Annotated in this window: 12 protein-coding genes; 6 read left to right on the top strand and 6 right to left on the bottom strand. The window is 40.0% G+C overall.

Going from position 1 to position 14,883, the window contains the following annotated elements; translation table 11 throughout:
* Positions 1-5: 5 nt before the first annotated feature.
* The 3 genes from B5Y40_RS23540 to B5Y40_RS23530 all read left to right on the top strand — a co-directional run bounded on the left by B5Y40_RS23540 (position 6) and on the right by B5Y40_RS23530 (position 6,004).
* On the top strand, positions 6-4,301 hold the full coding sequence (locus tag B5Y40_RS23540) for a DUF6443 domain-containing protein (RefSeq protein WP_079689333.1): 4,296 nt from the start codon (positions 6-8) through the stop codon (positions 4,299-4,301).
* Positions 4,302-4,307: 6 nt separating this feature from the next.
* Entirely contained in the window at positions 4,308-4,868 is a 561-nt protein-coding gene (locus tag B5Y40_RS23535) for a hypothetical protein (protein ID WP_079689332.1), read from the top strand.
* Between the two features lie 389 nt (positions 4,869-5,257).
* Entirely contained in the window at positions 5,258-6,004 is a 747-nt protein-coding gene (locus tag B5Y40_RS23530; protein ID WP_079689331.1) for a CHASE2 domain-containing protein, read from the top strand.
* 229 nt (positions 6,005-6,233) lie between these two features.
* Here B5Y40_RS23530 and B5Y40_RS23525 read toward each other — a convergent pair whose 3' ends face one another.
* The 6 genes from B5Y40_RS23525 to B5Y40_RS23500 all read right to left on the bottom strand — a co-directional run bounded on the left by B5Y40_RS23525 (position 6,234) and on the right by B5Y40_RS23500 (position 11,477).
* Complete coding sequence (locus tag B5Y40_RS23525) at positions 6,234-6,665, bottom strand: hypothetical protein (protein WP_079689330.1); 432 nt, start codon at positions 6,663-6,665, stop codon at positions 6,234-6,236.
* A gap of 7 nt (positions 6,666-6,672) precedes the next feature.
* Entirely contained in the window at positions 6,673-7,863 is a 1,191-nt protein-coding gene (locus B5Y40_RS23520) for a hypothetical protein (RefSeq protein WP_079689329.1), read from the bottom strand.
* A gap of 110 nt (positions 7,864-7,973) precedes the next feature.
* Positions 7,974-8,627: a T9SS type B sorting domain-containing protein gene (locus B5Y40_RS23515; RefSeq protein WP_079689328.1), complete on the bottom strand. Its 654-nt coding sequence runs from the start codon at positions 8,625-8,627 to the stop codon at positions 7,974-7,976.
* 10 nt (positions 8,628-8,637) lie between these two features.
* Positions 8,638-9,813 carry an outer membrane beta-barrel protein gene (locus B5Y40_RS23510; RefSeq protein ID WP_079689327.1) on the bottom strand — a complete coding sequence of 392 codons (1,176 nt, stop codon included), beginning with the start codon at positions 9,811-9,813 and terminating at the stop codon, positions 8,638-8,640.
* Between the two features lie 14 nt (positions 9,814-9,827).
* Positions 9,828-10,811 (bottom strand): FecR family protein, encoded by a 984-nt coding sequence (locus B5Y40_RS23505; RefSeq protein ID WP_079689326.1) that lies wholly within the window; start codon positions 10,809-10,811, stop codon positions 9,828-9,830.
* A 75-nt stretch (positions 10,812-10,886) separates the two neighbouring features.
* On the bottom strand, positions 10,887-11,477 hold the full coding sequence (locus B5Y40_RS23500; RefSeq protein WP_079689325.1) for an RNA polymerase sigma-70 factor: 591 nt from the start codon (positions 11,475-11,477) through the stop codon (positions 10,887-10,889).
* A 544-nt stretch (positions 11,478-12,021) separates the two neighbouring features.
* Here B5Y40_RS23500 and B5Y40_RS23495 point away from each other — a divergent pair.
* The 3 genes from B5Y40_RS23495 to B5Y40_RS23470 form a co-directional block, all read left to right on the top strand.
* Positions 12,022-12,249: a hypothetical protein gene (locus B5Y40_RS23495; protein ID WP_079689324.1), complete on the top strand. Its 228-nt coding sequence runs from the start codon at positions 12,022-12,024 to the stop codon at positions 12,247-12,249.
* Positions 12,250-12,261: 12 nt separating this feature from the next.
* Positions 12,262-12,468, top strand: a complete 207-nt coding sequence (locus B5Y40_RS23490; protein WP_079689323.1) for a hypothetical protein — start codon at positions 12,262-12,264, stop codon at positions 12,466-12,468.
* Between the two features lie 1,379 nt (positions 12,469-13,847).
* Positions 13,848-14,883 (top strand): IS3 family transposase gene (locus B5Y40_RS23470; RefSeq protein WP_143785913.1). Its coding sequence is split into 2 segments (ribosomal slippage), with 1,037 coding nucleotides annotated over them: positions 13,848-14,109 and positions 14,109-14,883; the frame shifts between segments, so codons are not numbered across the junction. This gene is flagged as partial in the annotation.

Raw genomic sequence — 14,883 nt, 5'->3', positions numbered from 1 at the left:
TTAAAATGAAAGCACTACAGTATATCTTTTTTCTGCTGATGATTACCAGCATTCCAAGTGTATGTCATAGCCAGCAGGCGGATGTTGTGACAGCACAATTTAAAGCTAATCAAATTGAGATAGTTCGAGTTAAAGGGATAAAAAATGAGACTGGCCTAATTAGCCTGCCTCAGTCCAGCAAATTGACAGGGGTACGATACCAGGATGGCCTGGGAAGAACAATCGCCAACGTATCTATTCAAGGGAGTCCGACTCAAAAGGACCTATACAACCTGCCTGCTTATGATCATTACGGGAGAATAGATACTACTTATCTTCCCTTTGTAAACTCTTTTTCTGACGGTCGCTGGATGCATCGCTGGCAAGCTATAAATGCACAGAAATCTTTTTATAATAACGCAGCTGATAAAGTAGCAGATGATATATACCCTTTTGGCGTTCGCGTTCTTGAGGCGTCTCCGATTGGTCTTGTCAAGGAGGAAGGTTCAGTTGGAAATGGCTGGCAGCCAGGCAGCGGACATACTTCAAAAGAAGTTCAACGTGTCAATACAGCAAACGAAGTAAGAATATGGAAGGCTGATGCAACCAGCACTGGATACTATGCTGCGGCTTCGCTGCAGGTTTTTGAGGTAACGGATGAGAATGGAAATAAAGGGTTGAGTTTTGTAGATAAGCTTGGCAAGATAGTAGAAAAAAGAATTCAATCTAAGGTTTCAACATGGCTTAAAACCTTGTTTATCTATGATGAGGTCGGCCGTCTTCGCTATATACTACAACCCGAAGGAGTGAGACAGTTGGGGACGTTAACCTCGATTTCCGCTGCTCTGTTGGATAACTACTCCTATAGTTACGTGTATGATCAAAGAGGGAGGTTAGTAGAAAAGAAAGTACCTGGTACAGCTCCTATATATTATGCTTATGATCCTTTAGATCGATTGATTTTAATCCAAGACGGCAACGTAAGAGCATCAAATAAGTGGTATTTCATAAAGTACGATAATAAGGGCAGGTCTGTCCTTGAAGGTCTTTACACGAATACAACGTATACCACCCGGGCAGCCATTCAAACCAATGTATTGGATGTGCTATATAGTAATACAACGGATCCTTATTTTGAAAAAAAGCAGTCCGGCTCGAGTCATGGATATAGTAACCAATGTTTTCCCACGGCAAATACCGAAGCCCTTGTTGTTAAATATTATGATGACTACGATTTTGATAGCAATGGGACAAATGATTATTCATATATAGCGCAAGGTTTTGCAGAAGAAGGGCAGCAAGCTGAGGCGCGAGGAAAAATAACGGGCGCCAAGTCATTGATCGTAGGGACAAGTTCTTGGCTTGTCAATTATATTTTCTACGACTTTAAAAATCGAGTTATACAAGTAAGAAGCAATAATCATCTTTCATTGACCGCTGATAATCTGTCGAGCTATGAGTATAACTTTGATGGTTCCGTTAAAACCACTAAGGTTTTTCATAATGCCGGCGGTACGAACCAAACGACAGTGTTAAACAAATATAACTATGATCATACTGGAAGACTACTTCGAGTATACCAGAGCAACAACGGTTCTGCTGATCAATTACTCGTTCAATACGAGTATAATGAAATAGGAGAACTGGTTGATAAAAAATTGCATAACACTACCGGCTCAAACTTTTTGCAAAGTGTTGACTATAGATATACTATTAAGGGAGCACTTAGTTCTATTAACAATGCTCAATTGATAGCAAATTCGTCAAATGATGAGGGTGACGATTACTTTGGATTGGAACTCTTATACAATACCGTTGAAACGGGGTTAAATAATCAAACTGGTGACACGGTTTATTGGAACGGCAATATAGGGGCTATCAAGTGGAAGAGTGTTGGTTATACCTCCGGGCAGTCTGATCAAAGGAGCTATAAGTTCAGATATGATAAAGCTAACCGTTTGACTTCGGCAACGTTCCAGGCTTATGGTACTTCTTGGAATAAAGAGTTGAATACATTGAATGAGACTTTGACCTATGATTATAATGGAAATATCAAAACGCTGCAGCGAAACAGAAACCTTCGTGGGATGTCAGGGTTGACCGTTACCTCTTCACCGCAGGCCATTGACAATCTTACCTATACCTATGCCACAAGTGGTGTTAGTAACTATCTAAATAAAGTGGAGGATGCTGTTACCGGAACTACCGGACAGGCCGGATTTAATAATCTTGTAAATACGTCCAATGAATATACCTATAACACCTCGGGTAGTATTCTGTCAGATGCAAATAAAGGTATTACCGGAACTATATATAATGATATAGGTAAAGCTTCGGAAGTCAGTTTTAGCGATGGAAAAAAAATAACTTATATCTATGATGCCTCTGGTACGAAGTTAAATACGAAAGTATTTCAAAATACGACGTTACTGTCGAGCACTGATTATGTTGGAAGCTTTGTTTACGATAATAATAATTTAAGCTTTTTCGGTTCACCAGAAGGAAGAGTTGTTAAGAATGGGACTACCTTAGAGTATCAATATGCCATTGCCGACCATCAAGGAAATACGCGCGTTTTGTTTACATCGTCATCCGCTACATCTCAAACAGCAACAGCTGACTTTGAAGCCGCTTCAAACAGTTCGGTGGACAACTATCCGTCTGGAGGGAGTCGAAGTGGTTGGGACCTGTTTAATCATACAGGTGTTGGTACTACACCTACATATTCTCAACTTTTGAATGGTGGTAATAATTCTCAAATAGGAGTTTCAAAGAGCTATACCGTGTATCCCGGTGATAAGGTAAAGATTGAAGCGTACGCTAAGTACTATAATGTTCAAAGTACCAATAGTAATTTATCGGCATTTGCAGCAGCATTAACATCGGCATTTGGTGTCACTGCCGCTTCAACAGGAGAAGCTGCTTTGAAATATCAAGGTTTAAATGCTTATGGTAGTGTTGTCGCAGGCGGTGGTGGAGTCGGATCAAATTCATTTCCTAAGCTATTTGTAAACATTCTGATTTTTGACAAAAATTTCAAGCTTCTGGATATAGCATTTGAGCAGATTGACGGTGGAGCACAGACAGGAGTAACGCCTAAAGCAGCACACGATTATATGTCGCGGGAATACACTGTGAAAGAGGCCGGGTATGCTTTTGTCTATCTGTCCAATGAAAGTAGCACTTACGTGGAAGGATACTTTGATGATGTAACGTTTACCTATACCCCTGGTAATATTTTACAGTATAATGAGTACTACCCATTTGGACTCCAGACAGTCAACAGTTGGACACGCGAGTCGAATAAGAATAACTATTTGTACAATGCCGGATCTGAACTAAACGTTACCTCCGGAGTCTATGAAATGCTATTTCGAAATTATGATCCCGCATTAGGGCGGATGTTACAGATTGATCCGTTAGCAGAAAAATATTCAGATATTTCCCCTTTCAATTACGCTTTCAATGATCCAGTTTATTGGAATGATCCTGCTGGTGCAGATCCCAACGATCCCGATCACGAAGTTTATACGCGACCGATAATCGATGAGCCTGGTGGTGTAGAAAGCGGTATGATTTTCGTGAATGGAAGGCTAATGAATCCACGAAGCTCCTCTGGGCAGCGACAATGGTCCGGAACAGATCTTCAACAGGCTCAATACCAATATGCGCTCGCCGGGTTCGGAGGGGCTGGAGGTATTTCGCTTGGTTCAGTGCCCTTAACCAACTATCCAAAAGATGAAAATGGCTACTACTATGGTGAGAGGTTGGTAGATGTTAGTAAGGATACATGGTGGGATGAGGAAGCCGGCATACAGCGTTATTATAAATATTACGAAAGGCTGTACTTTGCCCCGCAAGGTGGGCAGGATGGTGATGGTTATAGATCAAGAATGTCGGCACAGGAATTGTCGATTTTTGATAACATGACGAGAGGACAACAAACCGCTTATCTTGTAAATGGAAATTATGCTAAGGGACTTGCTCAAGAATTATTCTCAGAGAGTACTCTTTTCCAGGGAAATGGAGACGCATTTAGGCATGCACTTTTTAGCGCTTTAAATTCTCGTGACTTAGGCTTGGATTTGGCAAAGAGGTTAGGAGATGCTCATGAATTACATCGTAATGAAAATCCACTAGGAAGGGAAATGGATCTATATAATAATCAAGTAGGAAGAGATATATTCACCTTGTTGAACAGCCGTGGTTTGGCGCAAGGGCATTTTTCGACTGAGAATTTAGCAATTGTAGTAATGAAAGCTGTTGCCCAGGGATTTCTCAGAGAGATTGCAAACGGAACTCTTATACCAACAAAAAAATAATTACTTATGAAATTTTTATCACTTTCGTTGTGGCTCGTGTTTTTTTTATTTTCGTGTTCAGAAGAAAAACACGAAGCAAGATTTGTAAACTACACCAAGGAATTGGATAGTGTAACGGTTGTCTATGGAAAACCAACAAAGGGAGAATATATAATTGATTTGTCTTTGGTCTTTAATAAAAATCCATGGGATTCAATCGCATTTATCTTGCCTTATCTTCCAGAAAAATACTTATTGAAATCAGATTTCTGTAATCTTAAATCAGTAAGAGATACTATGCAGTATGTCATTGAAACTGACTGGAGTTGCGGGCTTCTTTTTTTTAAAGACAATTGTATACACTCTTATTCAGTCATAGGTGGAAATCCGAGTTTTGCGGAAATTATTGGAAAAGATAGACCTGCAATTCCAATGCTAACGAGGTCGAATAGTAAGGTTAAAATAATAAATACGCCAAATACAAATGGTGAGCAAAGCTTTACTTTGGTTCCCCTAAATTATCCAGCAGTGGAGGCAGAACCAAACGAGCGAATGAAAATGATACCCATTGATTCATTGAAACTATGATATCCGTGAGATTCGTTTTCCTTTACTTCTTCCAGGTCAAGTGCATCACGTAAGACGATCATAGTCCAGTCAAAACACAAAACAAAACTCTTCCTTCAAAACAGGTTGATTGCATTTGGTTTCTACAAGGCGTTTTACATCGTTCAGTGTCAGAAATTCTCGCATGACACGATGTAACAAAATGAGGCCCATCAAAACATACTTAATCAACCTTAACCTTATCAGCCATCACCTAGAATGTTCGAAGTTGTGGTTGCTTCGGTCAACCTGAACTGCGGCGGTTGCTTAAGCGATCTGCTTTGGGAAAATATGTTAATTTCATATTTAGACAAACCAGATCCAGGTAAAAATAATTTAAATGTCGTAAGTGCTCCCCCATCGTTGAAAACATGAAAATGTTACTTTTTATTTTTTTGATGACGATCAATCTATTTTCATGCAGTTCGCAAACGCATGAAAATATTGTACTCGTAAATGTTGAACACTTAGATAGAGCAGGGATAGCTCAAGAGATTTCGACATTAAATGCGCTTAACCCGAGGGTAATTGCAATTGACTTGCAGTTTGATGAGAGCAGGCATGATGAGAAGGATACTAAGCTTGTCAATGCTTTATGGGAATGTAAAAATCTTGTAATGCCAAGCCTGGTGCATAATCTTAACGGTAAGATTTTTACTAGTTCAGCAAGTCAGTTAGAATTTTCTGCATATGCCAAAACAGGATTTGTAAATACGTTGCCGGAGAATGATACCAATCACACTTTGAAGCGTTTTACAGTGTGGGAAAAGGAAAGCTATGGTGAGCAGGCATCGAAGTACCATTTTGCAGCTCGTACCGCTATGTCTTACGATAGTATTAAAGCAATGAAGTTCATCAATGCTCACCCTAAAATAGTTGACATTGACTATAAAGAGGGCAAAAGGCAATTTAAAATATTAAGTGCTAAAGAAGTATTAGATGGGAAGGTAACAAAAAAGGATATCGAGGGAAAGATAGTGATGATTAGCTTTTTAGGACCGGGTAATGAAGATAAGTTTTATACCCCTTTGAATAAACATCCAAAGGAACCAGACATGTATGGAGTAGAATACCTGGCCAACATTGTGGCTCAAATATTAGAATATAATGGCGAATGACATACGTCACCTAGCTGCATTATGCTCGGTGATGGAAAAGAATGTCATCTTGCTCAACGGATAGAAGATGCGTGAGATGCTAATGATATCCTTGGCCAGTTTGGCCGTGTTAAGTAGGTCTTTGTCATCAATCACCGCATGCATGGAAGATTTGAAATCCAATGCAAAAGACTCTGACGACTTTAAAATTTTCTCAAATTCATGCGGAGTTAGCATTCCTACCCGTAACTCATTTCAATTTGAGATAGATATTACGTTTATTCTTTCCTTTCTGCAGCCAGTGCTCTTTTAAATTCAATTTGATGGGCAGGAAAATGCCAGACATCACCGGAATGAGTGAACCATCTGTGGGGTCAAATGAAACCATATATGTAGGCATCGGATGATTCTCTTCGTGTTCCAGATCCTGCCATCCACGGGTATCGTAATGATTCCGTCTCCACTTGTTGTTTCTTACTTCGTAGCCATCCTGTTTGGCTGAAATAAAAATAGTATCCCGGATGATTCCTGTTCCCAGTTTCTTCCCCGTTGCCGGATGAGGCACCTCAAAATCGATAATTCGTACATACCGTCCGTTAATCTGTTCCGGGTTTACTTCCTTTCTGGAACAAGACTCAAACAGAGTCAATAGTATAAATGAAATGATTGTAACGCGTAGCATCTTTTAGTTAGTTTTTGTTTATATAGTCGACCATTAGTAATAACATATTTCTAACACTTCGCTTGGTCCCATCCTCGGTATTATAGTATCGCACCCGGAAGCTCTCGTAGGAAATGCTTTCGAGTCGTTTGGTTTGGAAGAACCTTGAAAAGAAACGGATCAGGTCGGACACGTTTTTAGTGTTGATGATCCTGGTTTCAATGAACACCCGAAGCAAATAAGCAAGCTGCGATACTGACATTTCTGTTTTCAATTTGAAGTCGTCTGCCAGGGCTGTGCCTACGGCATTCTTCTCGTTGAGCTTGTGCATCTTTTCCAAATAGAAAACTTCCTCTGCAATCCATTCAGCCAACTGCTCCTTTAGCGTGTGTACTGTTCTGTTATACCCTACGCCTGGCTTCACCTGCGTTTGGTTTACCATCTTTAGAAAATACGCTAGCCTTTCTATTCTTCCAGAAGATGAATCAACATTCTCCAACTGCGCCACAACGTAGTTGGTATAGTAACGAAAGTACTTAATGGTATTATAGTTGAGGTAAAGCATTTCAAGCCGGAGGTCGTCATCAATTGTGCCGTCATTTTTTGTTGAGGCAATGATTCGGTGAAGGTCTTTCTGAATTTCTTTAACATAGATGATCTTTCGATAGGAGATCTCACCCAGGGGTATATTCTCAATAAACTTCTTCATGGGATACAGTACCAGATCAATGAGGTATATATCCGCGTTAAGGTTTTTTAGACGATCTTGTAATTCTCCGAAACTTTTTACGATGTCACTGCCGGCAAGCGTAATATAACTTTCCGGAGCCTTTGTATCCTGATCAAAATACTTTGTAAAATGACGTTCAATAAAGGTGAGTAACTCTTCCACTGCCCGGCAGGCATGTCGGTATAATTCGTGATACTCCTGATTATAGGCAACATTTTTATGATTCCCGATTCCCGCCAGTTGATCCATCAGCCGGATCAATTCCTGTTGATGGAGTTGAATATACCGCTCAAGATGCCGCTCATCTTCGAAAGCATATATCTCATGCACGAATTTCTTTTTGATCCGATCAGTCTCGTCTTGTAAAATATTCTTGAGGGAGTCGAGTTGTTCTTTCATGATATGAACATCCTTCTCACGGGTGGCAAGAAGATCGTTGGCAATTATCAGCTCCAACTTTTCCAGTTCATATTTTAATGACGCGTTCATGCATAGTAAATAACGGAGACCGTAAGGTGCAAGGACGTTTTGGTGTCCTTGCATTTCTATTACACTGATTTTGATAGATTACCCTACTGAATAGTATATATATACTTTGGTCAGTACAGTATATTTAATTGTCTGCTATAAGCAGTAGACTGAGAGCAGTTCACCAACGTCAACTGGTAGGTATACACACCCGTTGGAACAATACTTCCGGTACCATTTACCCTGGCGTTCCAGTTAATATCACCACCAAGAATACCCAGGTGATTGGCAGTCACCGTGGCGCTGGCTGAAAAGACCTGTACACTACTGGCATTTGTAATTGTAAGGGTATAACTGTAGGCGTTGATAGGACTATAGTTCTTTCCGGAATCGGTCACAATCCAGGTATCGTTATAGCCATCTCCGTTTGGTGTGATCAGGTTAGGTATAAACGTGTCGAAACTTCCTGTCACGATTCGATAGACGGTTACTGTAGCAGAGGTAATTTGATTTGTATTCAGATCCTGAACGGATACATTCACGTCAGCCGTTTGATCCAGTGCGAGACTAACACTGGCAACGTTATTAGAGCCGGGCCATGAGATTGCAGGAGTGACGATAGACCAGGTATACGAATAGCTTCCGGAACCATCGCTCACCAAGGCGGTTAATGAACGCGAACACGAGTTGGCGGCAGTTCCTGTTTGATTTATCGTGACGCTCAAGGCCAGACCGTGAGGTAGCTGAGAAAAGAGTAAAGCAAAAAGCAGTAAAAGTGTTTTCATAAAAGAGGAGTTAGTGTTTGTGAAATAATGAAAATTGAATTCCCGCTTTTATCCTGTAAAGCGATGAGTTTGATTGCATGGCTTCTTTGTTCACTGCTTTAATAAAGTATATATAGCCGGGCTCGATGAAAATACCACAGCCGTTGCCGATTGAATAGTGGGCAATGAATCCTAATGTTGCGCTGTAAATCGTAGACCGATTGGCATTGATGAAATAGGTTGTGGAAGGATTCCCTGAATTGAGATAGGTAGTGTGCTCATCCTTTTCAACCAGGTATGATGGATAAAATCCTGCGGCCACACACAGTGAATACTTTCTCCGTGTGAGAATTCCATAACCCAACGTCAGTGGAATTTCCAAGTAGCGAACTTTGACTTTGGTTTGATCCGGTATAGGAAAAGGATCATCAGGGTCAAGCACCCGATAATTGTAATTCAACACAAAATCTTTCGTGGCGTATGCACCACCAAGTGATATATAAATCCTGGACGACAAAATTATATAGCCACCAATTGCCATGCTGTGGTTCCAGTCTACCCTATATTTTTGGAATGCTATGTTCCGCTCAACAAAATGAAAGTTGTTATAGTCGGCAGCATAGCTTAAAAACACACCGGCTCCATAACACCCAATTTTTGAACGTTTATTACCATCAGAAAATAAAGAAGGGCCGATCACCAAATTTGTTATGTCCGGTCTTCTCACGCGCTTCGGAGGTCGAAACTCTGCCCCATTCGGTATAGTATATTTATAAGAGAGCTTTACAGAGTCAACCCTGTTTGCTATCGGTGAGTCGATGCCACTATCACCTTTTACCGTAAACGAAATATCCGATGAGTCCGTGTTTACAGGCAAGACCTTGGCTGTTTTGTGCGGATGATTGGGTTTAGAGTATTTAAACACGACAGCCCGATCGATTACATCATAGGATAATCCTGCCTGGGTGCAAACCATTTCTAGGATCTCAAAGATCGTCTTGTTCTTAACCGACAAGGATATTTTAAGGGTGTTGGGGATATTGTCTATTCCGAAGGCGATGGCTACTCCATGATATGTTTCGAGTATTTCAAAGAGTTTATCCAAAGTAACTTCTTTGACATCGAGTGTAATGTGCCTGGTGAGATCTACTTGTGCGTACGCTGTCAAGATCCCTGTTAATAAAGCAGTCAGTAAAAGTATTCGCATACAGAACTATATTTTCATGGCACACAACCTCTGCCGGAAACCTGATAGTAGTTTCCTATTTGTGAAGTAAATTTTATATCCATGCTATAGGAAAGTGTTTTGAGTACATCTTCCAGTTTAGCATTATCAAATTTTCCGGTAAACCTGCAGTTCAGTATTCTCTTTTCATCCATCAAGAAAGAAATGTTGTATAGCTCCTCCAGCAGCGGAAGTATATCTTCCAATTCTGTATTTTTAAATACCAACTCTCGCGTATACCAGGAATTAAAATTGGGATTGCCATTCATGATCTTCTTAAGACTGCCAGCCTTTCCTGTTAGGAATTTTTCTCCTCTGGCGAGCTTAATTGTTTTATCCTGGTATTTAACTTCCACCAATCCTGATATCACAAAGATTTCAACCAGAGAATCAGAATATACCTTTACTATAAATGCCGTTCCGACTACATCCACTATAACATTGCTCGCAGATACCTGAAACGGTCTGCGTTCTTTCTTTACGTCGAACATCGCTTCACCGATTAGTTTAACCTGGCGCAGACTGGCGGAGCTGCTATAGGTGATGGACGAATTTTTATTTAACAGAATCCTGGAGCTATCGGACAGAACAAGTTCTTTGTTTTGATCATTTGAAAAAGTAACAGTATTGACCGGATCGATCTTCAGAAGCGGAAGAGCAATACAAAAGCCCGTGACAATGACCATTGCAACCAGTGCCATGTTTCTAACCCGGTTATTTCGTTGATACGTTTTAATCATGTTATCTTTTCTCACAGATTCCTGAACAGCGCTTTCGAGTTTTTCCATTTCGCCTTTGAAATGCTCTTCTGTGATTTCCTTTTCATCATTGGTACTTTCCCATATTTGTTTTATTTCCTCATAGGCCTGCTGATTTTCCGGAGCCGCTGACAGCCACGCTTCAAGTAGTTTCTGATCCTCTGTAGAAATCTCTCCGGTCAGGTATCTATGGATGAGAATGATATAGTCCGTTGCGGGCATATGCTGTTGTTTCTGTTACTACTATCACACGAAATGTTGTTGCCACCCTACTGGTCGGGAGTATTTTTTTTATCGTTATTCCATCAAGGCTATCACCAGCATCTTAAGGTAGATTCCCAGGTATTGCCGTAAAAGGCTCAATGCCTTGCTCATGTTTTTTTCAACCGCTTTTTCTGTTACATGCAAATGCTCCGCTATTTCTTTGTAAGTCATACCTTGCTTGCGACTCATGAGGAACGTTCTTTTTGCATGGATAGGCAGTCGGCTGAGAGCTCGCCTGATTTGGATTTCTAATTCGCTGGCTTGCAATTCAGCATCGGCAGGAGGGGCTATCTTTCCGTTACCTGAGCGATTGACTATTTCCCCCATGATCCGGTTTTGTCTTCCTTTATCACGCAGATAATTGATCGCCTTGTTGTGCGCTGCACTAAGCAAATAGCTTCGAAGTGGTTTGATCAGGTTTAGTGAGTGTCGCTTGATCCAGATGGCTGTAAATAATTCCTGTATGATATCCTTGGCTGCATCATGATCTGAAATAAAGTCTTTGATATAGGTATATACTGCCTTATAATGATAGGTATAGATTAGCTTGGACGCAGTTGGATTATCTGTTTCCAACAGCTTCAGGATTAGGTCATCGGTATCATTTGTATCATCAACGTTCATAAGCCAACAGGACCGTCTATGAATTGATATACTTTAAATAGAAAAAGCAATCATAAAATAATGATTCACAACTTTTCAAACTATCCAGAGAGTCAGACACTCGCGTTTGTATATACCTTCACCCCTATATGAAGGATAAGCAAACGATTGCTTGACGACTGAATTTATCGTACTAATTGTATTAAATCACTTTGGTAACACTCAAAATAGGTTGAACCCTACCGGATGTCGAGGAGAAAGGAGTGAAGCACCGTGAAAATAATGATGGGCACTTCGATCCGGATTGAAAAAATGTTCAACCTAAGTTATAATTCGAGGTGCTATATTTTGTAAAATTTAGATTGATAACAGGCATCAAATTCATTCAAAGAAATTGAGAACTGAACGGTGACCCGAGTTGAGATTGTTCTTACAAGCAAATATAGCTGGCTAAAAAGACGGGTTGTCTTATTACGAAATGAGTCTGCATTTGTTGCTTACTTTTTTTATCTTTGAGTCATCTGAATGGCAAATCAGGCATACTAGAAAGTAAACTGATTCATCTATGCCAAAATTTCCAAAAGACAAGCTGTTAGATAGTAAGCAATATTACTCTCTACCCACTAATCAAGTATTTGTACGCCCACCGGTTAAGAAGATTAAAATTGAGCTTTACTGGCAAGATGCTACCGGAGAAACAATCAAAGGCTTTGACGATGTTCGTCATTTTGCTGATTTCTTAAAAGCTAATCCGGAACTAGCGAAGGCCATTGGCTATATATCAAAAAAGTAAAATCAGTTTGATATGCCAGTGAAAGATGAGGATACATATATGATTGGTACTGTGGTACGCCTTAAAAGAACGGGTGAGTTTGCTATTATACGGAACCGATGCTTCCTTCGTGAAGATAAATACTTCTTAAATTATCTTGGAGAAATTGAGGGGAGACCAGGTGGGCTATATGCGCTTTATCATGAAGATATTGAATTGGAATGTCTTCCACCAGAATGAAACGGTATATAGAGGTACGCTCAATCACTTTAATAGTTTGTTCACGTGTATTTAAGATTGATCATATCAAATTCACCGACAGAGAAAATTACAGTGGGAGTGATGTATAGATCGGTACTATATTTTTGTGGTCAACCTACCTTTACACAGTTACTTAGACGCTACCGTAGCCCAAAGCCCTATACTCGTAACAACGATAACAATCGAAAGGCTTGCCAAGAGAGGGTATGAATCCATGCTATCCTACTACGAAAAAGTATCTCTACAACTTAATGAACCGCTGTATACGAGGCCCGTACGTACAGTGGTGTGAGAGCCTCTCCCCGCTAAATTAGTGGGGAGGGCTACTCGATTGGCGGTAGTGCCAGATACATCAGTTTCATTTTGTGACTCTTAGTGATTTGAGTGATTCATTCATTTTGTCAATAAAGGAGTCGCAGTTTTTATTTGCACATTCATACTCAACTTTCAAGTCAATGCCATTAACTTTAGTGAATCCCCATATTAGTATTGATTGATATTTCTGTCTTGGTAATAAGTCGGTTTTAAATGTTAAGATATCAAATGTCAGTTTGTTAATTTCAACTTTGTCCAAGGAGATTAGCCTAAATTGTACACTGTCCATTTTAGATCTTAGTTCAAGTCCCTTAACTACCCCTTTCAAATCGACCTTCCATGTTGAATCTTGGCAGTTATAGTTGTCAATATGAGAAAATGTTAGCCTGTACGAAGAATCAGGTGAAGTCTTATGAATAAAACCAGACTCTTGAATGATTGGATAGTTTGAATTTGAAAATCTATATTTTCTCAGATGTCCACAACTTGTGTCGTCATAGTCAACCCAGGTGTTAAATGAATCCAATTCCATTGGAACATTAATTTCAATCCTGAACAACGAGTCCTGAAGAAAAAATATCTCTGGTCTTGAGTCGGTAATTTTACTATTCTCACACGAGATAATGACGACGACTGTACATATTGTCAAAAGAGTTTTTATAGATGTCACTCGTGTATATTAATAGTTAACAAATTTTCATTGAGGCATTGACTCACAACGCTTGTATATAAAACGTGCCGACACACCAAAATAGTAAATTATAGTCAACAGTGCCGACATGATTTATATACGTTGTTGTGTGTCGTTTGAATCCACCTAGTCTATTTCGTTCCAAAATATTTTCTGGAAAGAAATCCCGCGCTGATTTTCTTTTTGAATGAGTCTATTGTACTCTATCCAATTATAAACATTCGAATCATTCTTATACAGGATCACTTTATTGTCCCTTACTTCTTCTATCAGTGTTGTCAGTGTGTAAGCTCCCCTGAAAATAGGACGGTTTAAGATTAGACGAAAGTCTTTTAACTTTAAACTGTTACATATGAAAAAGAAGCGATTTACAGAGACCCAGATTTTTAACATTCTCAAGGAATTTGATGCGGGCAAAAACATTCAGGATATCTCACGCGAGCATGGCGTATCGAAAGCCACAATCTATAACTGGAAGGCTAAGTATGGCGGCATGGAGATGAATGAACTTAAGAAGTATAAAGAGCTCGAAGAGGAAAATCGAAAGCTCAAGCAGATGTATGCTGATCTTGCTCTGGATAATAAAATGCTGAAGGACATTCTAGGAAAAAAGTTCTAAGGCCCTCCGAGAAGCGAGCACAGATTGAGTATTTGCAAAAGAGCTATACAGTAAGCCTTGGACGGGCCTGTAGTCTGGTAAACTTATCACGATCAGTTTATTACTATAAAAGCCATCGCGATGATCATATAGTCATTGACAAACTCCGAAGCTTAGCGGAGCAGCGACCAACGGAAGGATTTTGGAAAATGTATTTCCGCATTCGCAAAGAAGGTTTATTGTGGAATCATAAACGCGTTCATCGGGTATATAAATTGTTAAAGCTAAATATGAAACGCAAGAGTAAGAGAAGGCTTCCTGCGCGTATACTATATCCACTGGAAGCAGTGAGCACAACCAATATCAGCTGGTCTATGGACTTTATGAGTGATGCACTCCTCAACGGTAGAAAATTCAGGACGCTGAACTTACTCGATGACTTTAATCGTGAAGCATTAGCAATCGAAATTGATACTTCGCTACCAGCAGAGCGCGTGGTGCGCATACTTGAACAAACGATTCAATGGCGAGGTAAGCCGCAAAGAATTAGGGTTGATAATGGTCCTGAATTCGTCTCCAGCAAGCTTGGCCTCTGGTGTGAAGAACATCAGATTAACCTTCAATTTATTCAGCCTGGAAAGCCATCACAAAACGCATACATCGAACGCTTTAATGGAAGCTTCAGGAAAGATATACTTGATGCCTACTTGTTTGAAACGCTCAGTCAAGTAAGAACCCTGGCTGACGAGTGGATGCAGGACTATAACTATGAACGTCCGCACGATGCGCT

The sequence above is a fragment of the Ohtaekwangia koreensis genome, assembly GCF_900167975.1.
Classification (GTDB): domain Bacteria; phylum Bacteroidota; class Bacteroidia; order Cytophagales; family Cyclobacteriaceae; genus Ohtaekwangia; species Ohtaekwangia koreensis.
Note: the sequence above shows the minus strand (reverse complement) of the source record. Positions and strands in the feature narration are given on the sequence as shown.

What these genes read in the sequence shown, in the direction of transcription:
- B5Y40_RS23515 (WP_079689328.1), bottom strand. Translation starts at nt 8,627, where the DNA reads ATGAAAACACTTTTACTGCTTTTTGCTTTACTCTTTTCTCAGCTACCT.
- B5Y40_RS23540 (WP_079689333.1), top strand. Translation starts at nt 6, where the DNA reads ATGAAAGCACTACAGTATATCTTTTTTCTGCTGATGATTACCAGCATT.
- B5Y40_RS23510 (WP_079689327.1), bottom strand. Translation starts at nt 9,813, where the DNA reads ATGCGAATACTTTTACTGACTGCTTTATTAACAGGGATCTTGACAGCG.
- B5Y40_RS23490 (WP_079689323.1), top strand. Translation starts at nt 12,262, where the DNA reads ATGCCAGTGAAAGATGAGGATACATATATGATTGGTACTGTGGTACGC.
- B5Y40_RS23520 (WP_079689329.1), bottom strand. Translation starts at nt 7,863, where the DNA reads ATGAACGCGTCATTAAAATATGAACTGGAAAAGTTGGAGCTGATAATT.
- B5Y40_RS23530 (WP_079689331.1), top strand. Translation starts at nt 5,258, where the DNA reads ATGAAAATGTTACTTTTTATTTTTTTGATGACGATCAATCTATTTTCA.
- B5Y40_RS23500 (WP_079689325.1), bottom strand. Translation starts at nt 11,477, where the DNA reads ATGAACGTTGATGATACAAATGATACCGATGACCTAATCCTGAAGCTG.
- B5Y40_RS23505 (WP_079689326.1), bottom strand. Translation starts at nt 10,811, where the DNA reads ATGCCCGCAACGGACTATATCATTCTCATCCATAGATACCTGACCGGA.
- B5Y40_RS23495 (WP_079689324.1), top strand. Translation starts at nt 12,022, where the DNA reads ATGCCAAAATTTCCAAAAGACAAGCTGTTAGATAGTAAGCAATATTAC.
- B5Y40_RS23535 (WP_079689332.1), top strand. Translation starts at nt 4,308, where the DNA reads ATGAAATTTTTATCACTTTCGTTGTGGCTCGTGTTTTTTTTATTTTCG.
- B5Y40_RS23525 (WP_079689330.1), bottom strand. Translation starts at nt 6,665, where the DNA reads ATGCTACGCGTTACAATCATTTCATTTATACTATTGACTCTGTTTGAG.